We start from the raw sequence: 17,561 nt of genomic DNA on the forward strand, positions 1-17,561 counted from the left end.
ATCGGCCCCTTCTTCCACGAGAAGCCACACTATGGAGCGCACCATCACAAGCCGCATGACCCGCGTCCTCACGGTCGCATCCTGCATTGCCATTGCAGTCGGCACCCTCACCGGGTGCAGCGATGGCGGCCCAGCGCCGACGAGCACACCAACCGGTACGAGCACGTCCACCACACCGCCGCAGCTTCCCGGCGAACGGGAAGGCGTGACCGGCGCGATCGACGTGCCCACGAAGCTGAAGAACGACGCCGCAAAGCGTGCCGCGGTCACGCTCGGCAGCTGCAAGGCAACCAAGACGGGGTGGGCCGCAAGCGGCACGATCAAGAACCCCACTAAGCGCGCTACCGCGTATGCGATCACGGTCTACTTCACCGACGCCGCCGCCACCGTCGTGGGTTGGCAGCAGGCCACGAAGGATGTCGGCGCTGGCAGCACGGCCCGATGGAACGCCGCCGCGGACTTCACTGCGCCGAAGAACACCACCTGCGTGCTCGCCGCCGTCGAGTAATCAGACCACGCTGTCCGGAGCGGGCATCACACGGGCCAGACGCAACCCGAATGCGGCCGGCCCGTGCGAGCGCCTCGCCCTGCATGAGTAGTGGCGACTCATTTAGCCCGCCAACAATCTGCTGAGTGAACGGTCGCGCCAAGCGGGTGCCGCCGCCGATTCGGGTCACGTCGGCGGCACCCGTGGGGCCGACGCTCCTTGGCAGAAACGCCACTGGTAACGGGGTCCAGCGCAACACTGCGGCCAGCAGCAGCATCACCGCTCCGCCCCCACAGGCCACAAGACCAGTGCGGGCGACGGGCTCCTTCAAGATGCGACGAGCCGCGGACGCGCTGGGGCGTAGTCCGTGTCGGCCGAGCGTGTTCCGCGGAGTCTGGCAGGCAACGTGAGGCTCGACATGAGCGGAGGCAGTGCGGCGGTGCCTCAATGTGGTGACTGGGCTGGTGCGCGTTAGAAGAGGTCGTCAATCCCGGTAGGGGAGCCATCGAGGTCGTCGTGATGACGGTCAACGTAGCCGGCCATACCGGGCACAGTGAAAGCGATCTGCCCGTGTTCGGGTGAGTAGACGAGGCCCTTGTTGATAAGTGCCGCCCGGTAGGGGCCGAGGCTGCTGGGCTGGATTCCCATGCGGGCTGCGACGGCCCCTGTTGAAGAGGGCCCTTCACCGTCAGCAGCCATCGCCTGGAGCATTCGCCGCTCGGAACGAGTTGCCCGCTCCCAGCGTGAGCGGAAGAACCCGGCGTCGAGCTGCTCAGTGCCGAACTGCACGGCTGCCGCCGCGTCGTCATAGCGGATGAGCCGGTCGGGCGAGAGGTTCCAGGCGGCCTGTCCGTACTCCTGAATGAAGTATGGGTACCCTCCCGCGGCGTCGAGGAGTGCATCGAGTGCGTCCGGTGCGTATTCGGCGCCAAGCTTCTCGGCAGGTTCCCGGATCGCTTGTCCAGCCTCGTCACGCGTGAGCTTGCCGATCGGCCGGTAGTTGAACAGCCGTTCTGCGTAGGAGCGTGTCTCTGTCAGCACTCGGGGGAGGTTCGGTAGTCCCGCGGCGATGATGTAGAACGGCCAGTCGCGCTGGTTCGCCGCGTGCTGCGCTGCAATCAGAGCCCCCATAGTCTCCGGGTCAAGGTCCTGCATCTCGTCGACGAAGACGCCGAACGCACGGCGCCGCTCCCCAAGCGCCACGGCGACATCCTCAACAAGCTCGAGGAGGTCCACTTCGACATCCCCGGAGTCGGCTCGACCCTCGCTCACGGTCACACCGAGCTCGATGCCAGTCGCGCCGACTTTCGCATTGAACGATGAGATCGTGCCCAATGCGTCCCGCATCCGACCGCTCAGGCGCGTGCGAGTGAGTTTCCGGGCGGAAACGACGAGTTCCCGCGCGAGAGCACGCCGAACAGTGCGGGCGCCGGCTTCATCGCGGCGTGCTTCGATCCGGACGGTGAGCCACTCGAAATCGTCCGCCATCCGATGCATCTCATTGAGCAGCACCGTCTTCCCGACGCCGCGCAGCCCGGTAAGAACGACGCCACGGTCACCGAGACCGTTCGTGACCCGGGCACGAAGCGTGTCGAACGCTTCGAGTTCGTTGGTGCGTCCCACCAGCTCAGGGGGACGCCGACCTGATCCGGGACTGTACGGGTTCTGCTCTGGCAGCATGTAGGCAACGATAGCCGACTATTACGAAAACTTAATCGGCTACTATCGACCCCAATCGTGACCGGCCGGCTTGCACAGAGCAGCGCTGCCGAGTCGGACGACCTCATAAGCGGTGGACGCTTCTCGGAGGACCCGCGACAACCCCGATCGGCGCGTCATCGGTCGCCGCATCCTGGCACGACTGCGAACCGCGGGTCTCCTCGAGTGACGTATCTTCGGTAGCCGATAATGTACCTTATGTCAGATTGCCCGGCTCTGGGCTGCTGCTAGCCCTCATCCCCTGCAGCTGACTGCGTCGCCGGGCGGATACCCACTCGACCCCAACCGGCGCACTGTCGTCGGGCCGCGGGTTCGAGGCATCTATGCGTCAGCATCCTTCGTTGCGCGAACAGTACATCCTCGTAGACTTTCAGTTGCGGAAACTGTTCAGAGAGTGAAGGATGTTGCTGTCCGGGCGCAGATGACCGGGAACCGAGCAAGCAGAGGGTGGCGAGGAAGATGCACAGCACGTATCAGGGGATGCCGCAGACGATGCGCGTCGGGGGGATGCACCGCCGGTTTGGTCTGACCGATCCCACGATCATCGAAACGTACGCTGCACGTCGAGCGGAGGACCCGACGCTCCTCAGTGAGGGCACCGGTCCCTCCTACGCTGACTTCTTCGTGGGGCCTGCGCTCTAGGATCAAGCCACTAAGTCTGGATCTGATGAGGGAATTGCCGTGCCGTTGACTGTTGTCCGCCGTGAACACATGCACCTCTACGCGCGGGAACCCCGCTCGAGGGCGGCGAAGAACGCGGTCGAGGCGCTCCTGCGGCTGCAGCACGCGGAAGAGCAGCAACTCGAGCAGGCCCGGAAGGAGTCCGGGCTCACGAAGAACGAGTTCCACGCGGTCCGCTACATGCTCCAAGCCCACCGCGACGGCCGCCTCATGGGCCCGAAGGACCTCGCGGTCATGCTCAACGTCTCCAACGCGTCCGTGACGAAGATCGTCGACGGACTCGTCAAGAAGGGTGACTTCGTTCGCGCACCGCACCCCACCGATCGACGAGCACAAGTGCTCGAACCGACGGTGCAGGCAGCGCGGAAGATCGACGACGCCTACGCCCGCTACCACCGGGCCGTGGTCGAAGTCATCGACCACCTTCCCAAAGAGGACAACGACGTCCTCACCCGGACCCTGGAACAAGTCACCAACGCCCTGACCGCAACGGACCCGGCAGGGGCGTTTGAGGACGAATACGTCGTCGAAGACGAAGACGCCACCGACGACGACAGCGACGATGCGCAACCCCCGAACCTGCGCATCCTCGCTTAAACAGGCCAGCCATCGCGGTTGACCCTCAGTTCGACGGCAGTCCGTGAAGGGAAGCCGGTTCGACGCCCGCCCATAGGGGGGGCGACGAACACGCCTGCGCTCGTCACGTTGCTGAAACTGCACGGCGGATGACGGTCGAGCTTCTCGACCTCGGGCCGGAAACGCTCAGGCGGGCAGAACGCAACCCGAATGCGAACCGCCCGCCTGAGCGCTGGCCGTGCCCGCTCCCGTGATCGCGAACGAGGGGACCTATCGGACGTAGTCGGTCGAGAAGGCGAGCTCTCGACCAGCGTCGATGTCTGCCGTGAGCGCGGCCACCTTCGAGGATGCGAACCCGGACGAGTCGGAGCCGAGCTGCTGACGGAGCGGCCCGTTGCCTCGCTGGGCGATGGTCACAAGGGCGGCTGCCGCCTTCGCGGGATCGCCGAGCTGCGTGCCGGGCATCGCTTGATGGGCCTGGACCATCTCCCTGATGGCGGGATACGCGTCGCTCGTGTTTTCCGGCAGAGCGAGTGAGTTGCTGGTGAGGAAGTCGGTGTTGAAGTATCCGGGTTCGACGATGGTGACCTGGATCCCGTGCTCGGTGATTTCCGCCGCGAGCGACTCGGTGAGTCCCTCGATTGCGTACTTCGCGGCGCAGTACAGACCCCATCCAGGGAAGGAGACGAGGCCGAGGATGGAGGAGATGTTGATGATGTGTCCGGATCGGGTTGCTCGCATTCCCGGAAGGACCGCGCGGATGACGTTCCAGGTGCCGTGGACCTGCACGTCGAACATCTGTCGCACGTCCTCGTCGGTGGTTTCTTCGATCGCGCCGAGGTAGCCGTAGCCGGCGTTGTTGACGACGACGTCGATCTGCCCGAACCTGGTGATGGCTGTCTCGACGGCGCGGGTGACGTCGTCCTGGTCTGTGAGCTGTACCTCCAGCGGGAGCAGACCCGTGGTGTCGACTCCGTCCAGCGCAGCGAGTAGCCGCTTCGTCGAACGGGTTGTTGCCGCAACCTGATTGCCGCCGGCAAGGAGTTTCTTGACAAGGTCGAGGCCAAGACCGCGAGACGTGCCGGTGACGAACCAGGTGGCGGAACGGTTGGTGGGGTAGGTCATGATCGGATCCCTTCCAATTGAGGTGGTGTTCCCACCCTCGGTCGGCAGCTGCTGCCGCGGGGACGCATCTCTGGCCCGCTGGTACCTAGGATGCGAAGACCCATGCGGCCGGGGCCGTCCCTGCGCGAAACTGAGGCGATGAGCGAACGGAACCAGGAGCTTGCGGACTTCCTCCGCCGCGCACGCAGCCAGGTCGATCACACTCGTACAGGGCTCCCTGTCGATGAACGGGTCCGCCGCGTCCCGGGCCTCCGCCGCGAGGAAGTCGCGCAGCTCGCGCGAGTGTCGTCGGACTACTACACCCGTCTGGAACAGGGGCGCCCGATCACACCGTCGGCCGGGATCATCGACGCCATCGCTCGAGCACTCGACCTCGACGATGCCGGCCTCACCCACCTCCGACACTTGATCGGCGGCACCGACACCATCGCGCAGCAACGCCGCACTCCCCGGATGCAACGACCCCGCCATGGGCTCTTGCAACTCATGGAAGCCCTCGACACGGTTCCCGCGATGCTCCTCGGCCGCCGGACCGACGTGCTCGCCACGAACCAGCTCGCCCGGGCGCTCCTCACCGACTTCGACGCGATGCCGGCGAAGGACCGCAACTACGCCCGCTGGATGTTCCTGGCACCCGAGGCCCGGGACCTGTTCGCGGACTGGGAGATGCAGGCACGCGTCGTCGTAGAGAACCTACGACTTGAGGCCGGCCGGAACTCGCACGACCCTGCAACCCAAGCCCTCGTCGGCGAGCTGACGATCGCGAGCAGCGAGTTCGCCGCCTGGTGGCAGGAACACCGAGTGTTCCAACGCACCCACGGCGATAAGCGATTCCACCACCCGATCGTCGGAGACCTCACCCTCCAGTACGAAACCGTCACCCTGCCCGGCGACCCCGACCAAACACTCTTCCTCTACACGGCCGAGGTCGGCACTAAGCACCGCGACGCCCTCAACCTCCTCAACAGCTGGGCACCAACAGCGCGCATCCAAGAACCACTGGACCTGAGTGCGAACCCCAGCAGCACAATCGACGACATCACGCACGGACGAACGACGAAACGTGCACCAGTGCGCGAGGCGAACGACAGGTAAAGCGGCACCTGGTCATGGCGCCCGTACCGCCGAAGAGTGTTGCGGCGCCCACCCGTCCAATGAAGGATCAGCTACCGGGCATTTGATCCGGTTGCCCTGGCAGCGCGGGGACGTGAGCTGCTAGCGGTGGTTGTTCAGTTCCTACTGGTTGCCCGGGTCGTGACGCAGGTCCAAGCGGCGCTCGAGGATCGCCTCCGCGAGTGTGTGGAGCGGTTGGTCGTCCGCGAACGCGCGAGCGTGCATGACGAGGAGTGCATCCTCGACGGTCACGCCGAACTGTGCTGACACCATCCCGGTTGCTTGGTGAATGCGCCGACCGGACGGCTGCATGACAGACGACACAGCAGGGGTGGACCCTGCTGCCATCTCGCGGACGGCGCCGGCGAGGATCCGCTGCGCGGTGTGGCCGGCCAAACGTGTCGCCTCGGACATCTGCGCCGGCGAGAACGGTCCCCCACCGGACGTTTCCGGTCCTGCACCGGACACGTCCGGTGCAGGACCGGACAAGTAGAGGGTGACGGCGCCGATGTCGAGCGGTCCGACGAACAGGGAAAAGGACAGCAGCCCGGACCAGTCGGTGTGCCGGAGCATCGTGAGGGCTGTCGGCCACTCCTCGGCGGTCGCGGTGGAGAGGTCGTACACGGTGACCGCGCTCCGGTGTCGAAGTGCCGACCACCCCGGGCCCTCCCCGAGCGTCACCTGCTGTTCATCCGCGGCCGCAGCGCTCGGATCGGACGCATCGACGACGGCTGATCCGAAGACTCCACCGAGGGTGGAGACCACCGCTGCCGCGATCGGGAGGACGGTAACGAACGGGGCGGCGAGATCGTCGTCCTCGTCACCGTCCCCCGCGCGGTGAATCGCGTCGCTGGACCTAGACATGTTGACTCCCTCCATGAAGGAGCTACAGCGCGAGGTCTGGGTACTGGAGCAATTGCGACGAGTCTAGGGTCGATCCAACCAATCCACCCGGGCGCGAAAAACCTCGGCGGCAGCGCTCGACCCACGGCTCGTCGTCGTCGAGCAGGACGACCGGTAGCCGATCCCCTTCCGGGCGCAGTCGCAGGCCTTGGCCACTTTGCATCAGTACGGCCCGCTCCCCCAGGCCGTCGCCTGCCGATCACGGTCTTATGTCAGTTTAGTGTTTGGGTCGCTCCCTCCTCCGCCACCTTTCTCCCACTTCTGGTGCGCCGCCGCCTCCGGGGACCACGGATCTGCCAGTACGCAGCCTCGTGGCAGTTGGCGGCCAGGGAGACAGCGAGCATCGCTTGCCTTGGCAGCAAACGCCGACGGGTCGCACGCCGGCGACTGTACGAAGCGCACAGTCGTGAGTGGTCCTGGTGGCGAGATCCTGACGTCATGCACGCAGATGCGACGTCCTACACCGTCATCGACCACCTCCTCGACCGCCTGACCGCACTCGGCGTCGAGAAGCTCTTCGGTGTCCCCGGCGACTACACCCTGCCGATGCTCGACCACATCGTGGAACACCCTGATGCGTCATGGATCGGCTGCGCCACGGAGCTGGGCGCGGCGTACGCCGCCGACGGGTACGCGCGCGTCCGCGGCCTCGGCGTCGTCTGCACCACGTTCGGCGTGGGCGAGCTCAGCGCGATCAACGGCATCGCCGGCAGCTACGCCGAGCGGGTCCCGGTCATCCACATCGTCGGGGCACCGTCACTGGCGACACAGCGGTCAGGCCGACCGACACACCACACGTTGGGCGACGGTGACTTCCGTCACTTCCAGCGGATGCATGCGGAGGTCACCTGCGTGCAAGCGTCGCTGACCCTGGAGAACGCGGCGCCCGAGATCGACCACGTCATCCGCGAGGTCCTCGAGCGCCGCCTGCCCGGGTACTTGGTCATCCCGGTAGACGTCGGTCTCGCAGAGATCGATCCGGCAGCCCATCCCCTGCAGCGCCACCTCGACGCCACCAGCGTCCGGGCGCTGCGGAGATTCGAACAGGCCGCCCGTCCGATGGTGCAGGAGGCCCGACGACCGGCGGTCCTCGCCGACATCCTCGTCGGGCGCTTCGGCGCTCGCGAGGCCCTCCACGAGCTGCTCGCCACCGGCCTCCCGCACGCGTCCCTGCTCTGGGGCCGACGAGTGGTCGACGAGTCGGCACCGAACTTCGTCGGGACGTACGTAGGCGCAGCGAGTCGTGAAGGCGTGCGAGCGGTCGTCGAGGACGCCGACCTGCTGGTGCAGGCGGGCGTGCAGTTCACGGACCTCACGTCCGGGTTCTTCAGCCAGGACCTGGCGGACGACGCCGGCATCGTCGTCGACGGCACCACCAGCATCGTCGGGGGGAGGACGTTCGGGCCGATCGCCATGGCCGACGCGCTGCGGGTGCTCCGGAAGCTGTTCGACGAACGACGGGACCCGCTCCCCGTCCGCACGGACGAGCGGCCACCGGTCTTCCCACCGTCCGCAGAGGCGACGAACGAGCTCACGCAGGCCGGCCTCTGGGAGACCGTCTCGGCGTGGCTGCAGAGCGGTGACCTGGTCCTCGCCGACCAGGGCACGGCGTTCTACGGGATGGGAGCGCACCGGCTCCCGCACGACGTGCTCATGATGGGACAACCCCTGTGGGCCTCGATCGGGTTCACCCTGCCCGCCGTCCTCGGCGCTGCGCTCGCAGCACCGAAGCGCCGACCCGTCCTCCTGATCGGCGACGGTGCAGCGCAGATGACCGTCGCGGAGTTGGGCACCCTGGTCCGGAACGGGATCCCAGCGATCGTCGTCCTGGTCGACAACGGCGGGTACACCGTCGAACGTGCGATCCACGGCGCAGCGGCGGAGTACAACGACATCGCTCCTTGGGACTGGGCAGCGCTCTCCATCGCGCTCGGTGCCTCCGGGGTCGACCGTGCCGACACCGTCGCGGGCCTCCGAGCAGCGCTCCACCGCGCTCGGGAAGCCGAGACCGGGGTCAGTGTCGTGGTGGCGGAGGTCCCGTCCGACGACGTACCGCCCCTGCTCGCTGCCATCGCAACCGCCGCAGCCCGTGCGAACGACTCGCGCTGACGACGACGTCTCCGGCACCTGGCCGGAACACCCAGGTCATCGACGCTGGTGGCGCCTCCGGCAGAACTGGGTAGAACGCGCAGCCGCCCGATCGCCCGCCGAAAACAGACTGGTGGAGCCGGACCGGGAACGCCCCGCCCCGGTACCACCACCCTGAACCAGAAGAGGAACCATGAAGCTCCGCTCCAAGATCTTCACCGCCGCGGCCGGCTGCGCCGTCATCGCTGGCGTCGTCGCGACCGCCGGTCTCAGCGGCACGCCGCTGGCCGCCGTGGGCGTGCTCGGCGAGGACGAGTTCGAGCAGGTCCACGCGACACTGTTGAACTGGTCCGACCAGCCACTCACGCTCGTCTCTGCGACGCACAGCGGCATGGGCACGCACTGGAAGGACCAGGCGCCGCAGACCCTGCCGGCGGCGACCGCAGGCAAGCCCGGTCAGGCGGTCGTGAGCGACTACAGCGCCGGCGGCAACGAGGTGAACCTCGAGTACCAGGACCCGGACGGGCACATCTACACGTTCTACGCCGACGACGCTGCGACGAAGGGCTCGTCGAAGATCACGCAGACCTCGACCAGTCCCCAGTACGACACCTACGGTCAGTGGCAGTACGACGAGACCAACCAGTTCCAGACCGTCGAGTGGGCCATCGCCCCCGGTCACACCTTCAACTACACCGGCAAGGCCGACAGCTACACGGTCCCTACCGGCGTGTACTCCATGGACGTCACCGCGATCGGTGGAGCCGGTGGCGCTGCAGGCGTGTCGGAGCCGTCGCCGGGAGCGAAGATCACGGGCACCATCGCGGTCACGCCCGGCGAGCAACTCACCGTCGGCGTCGGCGGCGTGGGCAACGACATGTGGAACAACGTCACCGGCGGGTGGGGCCTGCCCATCGGGTCGGACAGCTACTCGGGTGGGGACGGCGCCCCCGGAGCCAGCCTGAGCTCCGGTGGCGGCGGCGCGTCGGTGATCATCGACGCCAGCACGGGCGAACCCGTCGTCATCGCCGGCGGCGCTGGCGGCGCCGGCGACGTCGGCTGCAACCAGGGGAGCGACGTCAACACCGGCGGCATCGGGGGGACCGGCACCGACGGTGGTCTGACCGGCGGCAACGGCGGCCCGAACAACCAGGGCGGCAAGGGCGGCGCGAACAGCCAGTCGCAGGGACAGTCGCAGACCACCGATGGAGCGTGCGCAGCCGGTGCCGGCGGTGGTGGACTCGCGGGCGGCCTGGCCGGGATCACCGGTGCCTTCGGCGAGGGCGGGGGCGCCGGGTCCTCGTTCACATCCGACGCCGTCAGCAACGTCGGGGTCACGAACGCCGACTGGCACCTGGCGAGCAACGGGTCGATCGTCCTGAGCCTCCCTGGCGTACAGAGCTGAACATCCTCCCGCTGAAGATGACCAGGCGTCGGTCCCCGACGCCTGGTCATCATGCCGACCGGCGATCGACCGCACGTCGGCTCGACGTCACGACCACGGAAGGTCCCCACGCATGCGACACCAATCCGATGCCGTCCCTGCGATCCGACCGCGAACACCACGGTCGCGGTGGCGAACCGCAGCGCTCTTCGCGGTCGTCGTGGCAATGGTCTGGACGTACGTGGGCGTCGTGCTCCTCGGCGTCCTCCACAACGCCGCACTCCTGCCGATGTGGATCGTCCTCGGGTCGGTCGCCGTCCCCGGTGGCCTACTCATCGGAGTCCTCGGCGGACTGGGGCCAACCAGTGACCTCACCCTCGGACGCCTGGTCTTCGCGGCGACCGCCGGTGGAGTGGTCGCGGTCGTCATCGGCGGCACCATCGACGCTCTCATCCAGCCGACGTCGCCGGACGGTGTCATCGACGACCGCACCCTCCTCCTCGCCGGCTTCGTCGAGGAAGCCTGCAAACTGGCAGTCGTCATGTCGGTCGGCGCCTCGATCCGCCGGAAGGACCTGCGCTCTGGGCTCCTCGTCGGCACCGCAGTCGGCCTCGGTTTCGCGGTCTTCGAGGACATGGGCTACGCGATGGCACCGTTCCTCGACCACCGCTTCACCACGGCCCTCCTGACGCAGTCCGCGGAGGTGCAGGTGAACCGGGCACTCTCGACCCCGCTGGGGCACCCGCTCTGGTCGGCGCTCCTCGCCGCTGCCGTCTTCGCCGCAGCTGGTGGGAGCCGCTACCGCTTCCGGTGGTACCTCCCGTTGGCGTACCTCGGTGTCGCCGTCGCGCACGGCCTGTGGGACGGCGCCGCAGTCCTCGGCACCCGTGTCCTCGGCACCGCCGGGAGCACCCTCGCGACACTGTCGGTGGGCGTCGTCACGATCGTGGAGGTCGCGGTCCTGGCGCTCCTCTTGTCGAAGACCCGCACACCTCGAGCCGCCGAGCCGGACACACGCCGGGAACCCGGACCCTCGCGACGGTGACCCCTTGGCACGGCGGAGCCGTTCGCTCTACCATCGGAAGGCTCACGTCTTAGTAGGGAGATGACGTGCTGATCTGGCAGAACGACGACGTCGAGGCTGTCGACGCCGCCGCTGGGTCGGCGATCGTCGGACAGCCGAAGCTCGTCGTCGTCCACGGCGGTCCTGGCTCCGGACGATCGAGCTTCCTGCGGTCGATGACCGAGCGCGTCCTCGCCCGAGCCGCCGGCGACGGAACAGCGTTCACGCACTGGTCCGCCGGCGGCACCGTCAAGTCCGACCAACCCCGTCGGGGGCTGATCGACCTCGGCGTCCTCATCGACCCGGACGAGGACAACCCGCTGCAGGTGGAACAGGCTCTCCGCGAGGCCGTCGACGACGTCCTCGACGAAGGGCCACTGCTCATCACGATCGACGACCTCCAGTGGATCGACCCGGAGACCGTCGAAGCGCTTGCTCGGCTCCTGACGTCGGCAGTGGCAGAGCGCCTCCTCGTGATCGTCACGACGGGGTACTTCGAACCGTTCCAGCACCTGCCGTGGCAGGCCCTCGTCGGCACGAGCCCACTGGTGGTGCCGGTCGAGCTGGGAGGACTCGACCTCGCGACGGCACGTGCGGTGCTGCGGGACATCCGGCCGGAGGTCGCGGAGTACCTCGTCCGACGCCTGTGGCAGCACACTCGCGGCAATCCCCTCTTCCTGACCTCACTGGTGCGCCGGAACACGCCTGCAGCGCTCGAGCGGATGGTGCAGCTGCCCGCACCACTCGACTACGCACACGCCATCGAGGTCCGACTCGCGACCCTCGGCCACGACGCGGTCACCCTCGCCCGAGCGGTGTCGGTGATCGGCATGGGCTGGATGCCGCTCGCGGAAGCCGCCTACGTCGCCGCCGCCGACGACGACGTCACCTCCGCGCTCGACGTCCTCGTCCTGGAGTTCATCCTCGAGCAGCGCTCGACGGAGGTCGGGACGGAGGTCCGCATGGTGCACGCCATCATCCAGGCGAGCATCTACCAGAACATCCCCGCCGCCGAGCGCGTCCGACTGCACCGGCGAGCCGCCGAGGTGGCGTCGGACGAGGTCGGTGAACTGCGGCATTCGTACGCCGCCACCACGACCCACGACGAAGCGCTCGCACAACGTCTGGAAGCTGCCGCGGAGCTGCAGCACGCGGCAGGTCAGTACCGCACCGCCGCGCAGTACCTCGACTGGGCCTGTCGACTCTCGGCCAACGGGTTGCGGAGGAGCGCCCGATGGACGGCATCGTGCTTCGAGCGCCTCCTGTCAGGGAACGTGGAGCTTGTCCGCAACGCCCAGCCCGAGCTGCGAACCGCCCGTGATCGCATCGGCGCTGCGCTGGTCGAGGGCGCCCTCCACGTGCTCGAGAACGACTGGTGCGAGGCGGTCAAGGTGCTCACACCCGTCGCCGCCACCGGCGAAGTCGACCTGCGCGCTTACCGCATCGAAGTGCTGCTCGCGTGGGCCAGCCTCGCCGCAGGCATGGACACTGATGCCGCGTGGGCTCCACTCGACCGAGCCGAAGCGATGCCGACACGAGACGACAGCCTCGCCGGCCTCGCGACCTTCACCTCCGCGATGCTCGACCGGCGCCGTGGCCGCTCCCGCCAGCTGAACGAACGCCTCGGGCTGCTTCCGCAGCGTCCGGGCGCCGTGCCGCTCGATGACACCTACTGGCTCGCCTGGCGAGGGTTCGCCGCGGTGATGTCCGGTCGGGCCGCCGACGCGATCGAGCCACTCCGTGAAGTAGACAGCCGGATGTCGACCGGCTTGATGAACGTCGGCGACGGCCTCTCCAACGCCTTCCTCGGACTCGCACACTGGTGGGCCGGGGACGCTGGGCTCGCGGCCAGACAGTTCCGCGTCGCCGAGGGGCTCCTGCTCCCCCGCCCCAACCCCATGAGCGCCTCATACGCAGCCACCGGGCGAGTCATCGCCGGCGATCGCGAGGGCGCGGACGCGCTGCTCACCCGCGCCCGGGACACGCTGCAGGAGATGCCGTGGGCGGAGGGCGTGTACGCACTCCTCGTCGGGAGCGTCACGACCCTCCACGCCTTCGGCAACGATGCCGAGCGAGCGGCGTTCCTCCCCGGTCTGCGACGGGACTTCGGCGACAAGGCGGACAAGCTCGCGGGGAGCGCGATGTGGGGGCTGCACGCGGCGATCGCCTGCGTCTGGGCCGGCGAACTCGACGAAGCGAACGGGCTCGGCTGGGTCCTCGCCGAAAGCCCCTGGTTGGCCTGGGGCAAGGCTGCGCAATTGTGGGTGCAGGGGCTGGTGGCCGAGCACGCCCACGAGGACCTCGCCGCCATCGAGCTGATCGCAGCGGCTCGGAGCGCCTGGCCTGAAGGACTGCCGGTGTTCGCAGCACACATCACCGCCGACCTGGCGCGTGTCGCCGGGACCGCAGGAGACCGGACGACGGCCGTCGAAGCCGCGCGGTCCGCCCGAGCGCAATACACAGCTCTGGAAGCCGTGCCGTACCTCCTCAGGGACGTCGACGCGCTCCCGTCCGCGCAGGACCCGGCCGGTCCCGGGCCGTCGCCCGTCACGGCGGCAGTCCAGCTCCCCGGGCCGCTCGGCATGCTGTCGGATCGCGAGCGTGACGTCGCATCCCTGGTCGTCAAGGGCATGAGCTACGCCCAGATCGCGAGGGAACTGTTCATCAGTCGAAGCACGGTGAGCTTCCACCTCACCCGGATCTACGCCAAGACCGACACCACCAGCCGACACGAACTCAGCGACCTGGCCCGCCAGCGCTGACACCGAAGCCGAAGCCGAAGCCGAAGCATCGCGCAGGAGCCTGGCACTTCCCGTCACTTCCCGTCACTTCCCGTCAGCGTCCCAGCTTGGCGGCCGTTGCCGATACTCAGCCTTGTGTCAGTTCGAGTACGCGGGCGTGGACAGCTGTGTGAGGCGTCGGTGCATCTCCTCCCGCATCCACTGCTGGCGGCGCTCGCGCCACGTCGCCCTAAGAAGCGCTCCGGTCACGAGGACGGCCAGGCCAATGCCGTAGATGGTCCAGGAGAGCCAACCGTGCTGGTCGACCGCGACCATCAGAATCCAAACCGTCTCGATGACGAGCCCGACAGGAATAGCTACCCAGGCCCCCCCCTGCGGAGCTTCTTTCTCGGTGGTGCGAGCGCTTCCAGCGCGAGCGGAAGTGCGAGCTGGTCGAACACCGACTGCAACGTGGCCTGCTCCAGGCTGCCCGGTCGGGCTGACTGAACTGCGTTCCCAACCGCTCGAGGCGGCGCCAGCGCCCGGCGTCTTGGTAGGCGACCCATGCGGCGCCAAAGATCGAGACCACAAGCGCGAGAGAAGCAATGAGATTGCCCACTGCGTCACTCACCCTCGGCTGCGTCGCCGGAAGCCAGGACGGCGTCCTCAGCGGAGTCACGGAGCGCTTGAGTGAGCTCGGCCTCCGTGGGAAGGGCGGCCTGCACGGATGGTGGCAGCAGGTCGTAGCTGGCGACGCCGATCGGAGTTTGGTGTGCGCCGAGGGAATACCGGACGACGGCGTCGTTCTTGTCCGCGACGAGCAGCAGTCCGACCGTGTCGGCGTGCTGAGGTCGTCGGAGTCTGTCGTCGACGAGGGCGACGTAGAAGCCGAGCTGACCGAGGTACTCGGGCCTGAACTTGCCCGTCTTGAGTTCGATCACCACGTAGCGGAGCTGCTCGACATGGAAGAACAACAGGTCGACGTAGAAGTCATCCCCATCGACGTCGAAGTGCACCTGCCGCCCGACGAACGCGAACCCTTCCCCAAGCTCGCGGAGCGTGTCGATGATCCGATCGACGAGCGCCTGCTCGAGGTGGCGTTCCTTCGCGTCGCCGTCGAGGGCGAGGAAGTCCAACACGTAGGGGTCCTTCGTGAGCTGCTGCGCCAAATCCGAGTCCCCCGGGCGTCACCACCCACACGTGCGACCTCTCCGACCTCGGTGCGGTCACCCCGCTCGCGGCCGACGTCCACGCTTCGTCCGGTCGGATCGACGGCCTGGTCCACCTCGTCGGTGGCTGGCGCGGCGGCGGCAGCATCGCCGGGCAGTCGGACGAGGACTGGGACTTCTTCGACCGGGCGTTCCGGACGCTGCGGAACACGACGAGGACGTTCTACGGCGACCTCGTCGCATCCCCGGCGGGACGGCTCTCGTACGTCTCGTCCACCGCTGTCGACTCCCCCACCGCCGGGGCCGCGAACTACGCCTCAGCGAAGGCCGCGTCCGACGCCTGGGTCCGAGCCGTCGCCCAGGGCTTCGGGAAGGACGCGCCGGACTCGGCGGCAGCCACCGTGTTCGTCGTCGGCGGTCTCGCCGGGCTCGAGGAGCGTCTCGGCGACGAGGTCGTCCGGCTCTGGTCGGCCGCGCCGTCGGACGTCAACGGCGCCCGCGTTCCCCTCTCTGCCCGCGGCCCTCTCCCTAGGATGGACCAGTGACCCTTCGACTCCACGATCTGGACCTGCGGGGCTTCGCCTCGGACAACTACGCCGGCGTCCACCCCGAGATCCTCGAGGCCATCGCCGCCGCGAACAACGGCCACCAGATCGCCTACGGCGAGGACGTCTACACGGCACGCCTGCAGGAGGTCTTCGCCGCGCACTTCGGGCCGCAGTCTCAGACGTTCCCGGTCTTCAACGGCACGGGTGCGAACGTCGTCGGACTGCAGTCGATGCTCCCGCGCTGGGGTGCCGTCGTGTGCACCTCGACCGCGCACATCCACACCGACGAGGCCGGGGCTCCCGAGCGCGTCGCCGGCATGAAGCTGCTCACGGTCGATGCCCCGGACGGCAAGCTCACCCCCGCGCTCATCGACCGGGAAGCGTGGGGATGGGGCGACGAGCACCGACCCCAGCCGCTCGTCGTGTCGATCACGCAGACCACCGAGCTCGGCACCGCCTACACGGTCGACGAGATCCGAGCGATCGCCGACCACATCCACCCGCTCGGCATGACGCTGCACATGGACGGCGCACGCATCTCGAACGCGGCAGCGACGCTCGGGGTGCCGCTCCGCGACTTCACGACCGACGCCGGCGTGGACGTCCTGAGCTTCGGCGGCACCAAGAACGGCATGCTCTACGGCGAGGCCATCGTCGTGCTGAACCCCTCGGCGTCCGAGGGGCTGCACTACCTCCGCAAGATGAACATGCAGCTCTCGTCGAAGATGCGGTTCGTGTCGGCGCAGCTCATCGCACTGCTGACCGACGACCTCTACCTCCGTTCCGCTTCGCACGCCAACGCGATGGCCATGCGGCTCCGGGGCGCACTCGAGGCCCGGATCGCCGACGGCAGCATCCGCGGGGTCGGGTTCAGCCAGGAGACCCAGGCGAACGGGGTCTTCGCGACGCTGCCCGCCGGGGTGGCCGAGCGGCTCCGGGAGCACTTCCGGTTCTACGACTGGGACGCGAGCCGGAACGAGGTGCGGTGGATGTGCTCGTTCGACACGTCGGAGCAGGACATCGACGCGTTCGTGGCGGCGTTGCGGGCGGAGCTCGACGCGGCCTGACGGGCGGGTCGTTCGCCGCCCGATCAGTGGCGGTGCCGCAGCCGTTCGGTCGCCTGCTGCGATCCCGCACGGCGACGACGATCAGCATCGCTGCCATCAGCAGCCGGCCGGTCAGCGAGAGCGGACCCGTCACCACTTGGTCGAAGGGCGGGAACAGCACGCTCTGATGGGTGGCGAACACGTTGAGCGCGAGCGGCGCGCGCTCATCCGAGCTTCAGCGCGTTCGCGATCAGGTCCGGATCGTTGCACTGGACGAGGACAGTTCCTTGGCGAGAGGAGAAACGCACGCCTCGTCCGGCCGAGAGGCAGAGCACTCGGCCACCCTCATGCCGCGCAATACCCACGCCGCCGATCCTTCGTGGGTCGATCAGGTCGATCGACACGTTCCGAACGTCCGTCAGGGGCACGCGGATCCGGAGGAGCGGTATGAACCAGACTGTCACGTGGCCTTCTGCGATGCGCGTCGACAGCTTCGCGAGCAGAACGACGACCCCAGCGGCGCTCCCGATCGCAGACGCCGTGACCAGGAACGCATCGAATTCAACCAGGATGTTTCCCACGATCAAACTCAGTCCGAACGCTGCGACGATCCCGCCCAACATCCGAATCGAAAAGGGTGCCGTGACGACGTCGCGTACTTCACCGTGCGGTTTGTGGAGCGGCTCCAATTCGATCACCCCTTCTTGGTCGGAGCGCTGGGAATTCGGCGTTTACGCCAGCGAATCGGAGCATGTACATCTTTGTCATACCGACAGAACGTAGTGCTTCACATACTGGATTGCAACAACCCTGTCCCGCGGAATGATGTCGCTCCAGCGGTCAAGGCGGGAGAGCGGTCCGCGCCATCTCGGAGACGTCTCGGCGCCGGCCCCAGGGCGCAGCACCGCGCTACATGTCGTCTCCCGCCCACCCGCTTGG

Annotated in this window: 14 protein-coding genes and 2 pseudogenes; 10 read left to right on the forward strand and 6 right to left on the reverse strand. The window is 67.8% G+C overall.

Translation table 11 applies throughout. From position 1 onward, the window contains the following. Positions 1-31: 31 nt before the first annotated feature. Entirely contained in the window at positions 32-508 is a 477-nt protein-coding gene (locus tag DEJ28_RS15260; protein ID WP_146248940.1) for a hypothetical protein, read from the forward strand. A gap of 450 nt (positions 509-958) precedes the next feature. Here the strand turns inward: DEJ28_RS15260 and DEJ28_RS15265 are convergent, their stop codons facing one another. Continuing rightward, complete coding sequence (locus tag DEJ28_RS15265; protein WP_111117308.1) at positions 959-2,167, reverse strand: ATP-binding protein; 1,209 nt, start codon at positions 2,165-2,167, stop codon at positions 959-961. A 720-nt stretch (positions 2,168-2,887) separates the two neighbouring features. On the opposite strand from DEJ28_RS15265, the gene DEJ28_RS15270 reads away from it, so the two are divergent. After that, complete coding sequence (locus tag DEJ28_RS15270) at positions 2,888-3,484, forward strand: MarR family winged helix-turn-helix transcriptional regulator (protein WP_146248941.1); 597 nt, start codon at positions 2,888-2,890, stop codon at positions 3,482-3,484. Between the two features lie 249 nt (positions 3,485-3,733). Here the strand turns inward: DEJ28_RS15270 and DEJ28_RS15275 are convergent, their stop codons facing one another. Next, positions 3,734-4,588: an SDR family NAD(P)-dependent oxidoreductase gene (locus DEJ28_RS15275; RefSeq protein WP_284180752.1), complete on the reverse strand. Its 855-nt coding sequence runs from the start codon at positions 4,586-4,588 to the stop codon at positions 3,734-3,736. A 138-nt stretch (positions 4,589-4,726) separates the two neighbouring features. Here DEJ28_RS15275 and DEJ28_RS15280 point away from each other — a divergent pair, with 138 nt between their 5' ends. Next, positions 4,727-5,683, forward strand: a complete 957-nt coding sequence (locus tag DEJ28_RS15280; RefSeq protein WP_284180753.1) for a helix-turn-helix transcriptional regulator — start codon at positions 4,727-4,729, stop codon at positions 5,681-5,683. Between the two features lie 141 nt (positions 5,684-5,824). Here the strand turns inward: DEJ28_RS15280 and DEJ28_RS15285 are convergent, their stop codons facing one another. Beyond that, positions 5,825-6,565 (reverse strand): ANTAR domain-containing protein, encoded by a 741-nt coding sequence (locus DEJ28_RS15285; RefSeq protein WP_111117264.1) that lies wholly within the window; start codon positions 6,563-6,565, stop codon positions 5,825-5,827. A 477-nt stretch (positions 6,566-7,042) separates the two neighbouring features. On the opposite strand from DEJ28_RS15285, the gene DEJ28_RS15290 reads away from it, so the two are divergent. From DEJ28_RS15290 to DEJ28_RS15305, 4 genes are all read left to right on the forward strand, one after another. Beyond that, entirely contained in the window at positions 7,043-8,713 is a 1,671-nt protein-coding gene (locus tag DEJ28_RS15290) for an alpha-keto acid decarboxylase family protein (protein WP_111117263.1), read from the forward strand. A 172-nt stretch (positions 8,714-8,885) separates the two neighbouring features. Beyond that, positions 8,886-10,097, forward strand: a complete 1,212-nt coding sequence (locus DEJ28_RS15295) for a glycine-rich protein (RefSeq protein ID WP_111117262.1) — start codon at positions 8,886-8,888, stop codon at positions 10,095-10,097. Between the two features lie 205 nt (positions 10,098-10,302). Further along, the gene (locus DEJ28_RS15300) at positions 10,303-11,121 is read left to right on the forward strand and encodes a PrsW family glutamic-type intramembrane protease (protein ID WP_181433859.1); all 819 of its coding nucleotides are present in this window, start codon (positions 10,303-10,305) and stop codon (positions 11,119-11,121) included. Positions 11,122-11,186: 65 nt separating this feature from the next. Beyond that, positions 11,187-13,901, forward strand: coding sequence for an ATP-binding protein (locus DEJ28_RS15305; protein ID WP_111117260.1), 2,715 nt, complete (start codon positions 11,187-11,189; stop codon positions 13,899-13,901). A 117-nt stretch (positions 13,902-14,018) separates the two neighbouring features. Here the strand turns inward: DEJ28_RS15305 and DEJ28_RS15310 are convergent, their stop codons facing one another. Together DEJ28_RS15310 and DEJ28_RS15315 are read right to left on the reverse strand one after the other, a co-directional pair. Next, positions 14,019-14,195: a hypothetical protein gene (locus DEJ28_RS15310; protein WP_181433858.1), complete on the reverse strand. Its 177-nt coding sequence runs from the start codon at positions 14,193-14,195 to the stop codon at positions 14,019-14,021. Positions 14,196-14,482: 287 nt separating this feature from the next. Next, positions 14,483-15,037 (reverse strand): annotated as a pseudogene (locus tag DEJ28_RS15315) (PDDEXK nuclease domain-containing protein); the annotation flags it as partial. 23 nt (positions 15,038-15,060) lie between these two features. Between DEJ28_RS15315 and DEJ28_RS15320 the strand changes: the two are divergent. The 3 genes and pseudogenes from DEJ28_RS15320 to DEJ28_RS15330 form a co-directional block, all read left to right on the forward strand. Then, positions 15,061-15,393 (forward strand): annotated as a pseudogene (locus tag DEJ28_RS15320) (SDR family NAD(P)-dependent oxidoreductase); the annotation flags it as partial. A 36-nt stretch (positions 15,394-15,429) separates the two neighbouring features. Then, positions 15,430-15,573, forward strand: a complete 144-nt coding sequence (locus DEJ28_RS15325) for a hypothetical protein (protein ID WP_284180754.1) — start codon at positions 15,430-15,432, stop codon at positions 15,571-15,573. Then, positions 15,570-16,643, forward strand: coding sequence for a threonine aldolase family protein (locus DEJ28_RS15330; protein ID WP_111117259.1), 1,074 nt, complete (start codon positions 15,570-15,572; stop codon positions 16,641-16,643). Before DEJ28_RS15325 ends, DEJ28_RS15330 begins: the two co-directional genes overlap by 4 nt. A 203-nt stretch (positions 16,644-16,846) precedes the next feature. Here the strand turns inward: DEJ28_RS15330 and DEJ28_RS15335 are convergent, their stop codons facing one another. After that, complete coding sequence (locus tag DEJ28_RS15335) at positions 16,847-17,320, reverse strand: hypothetical protein (RefSeq protein WP_146248927.1); 474 nt, start codon at positions 17,318-17,320, stop codon at positions 16,847-16,849. Between the last annotated feature and the right edge of the window lie 241 nt (positions 17,321-17,561).

Source organism: Curtobacterium sp. MCPF17_002, assembly GCF_003234115.2.
GTDB lineage: Bacteria > Actinomycetota > Actinomycetes > Actinomycetales > Microbacteriaceae > Curtobacterium.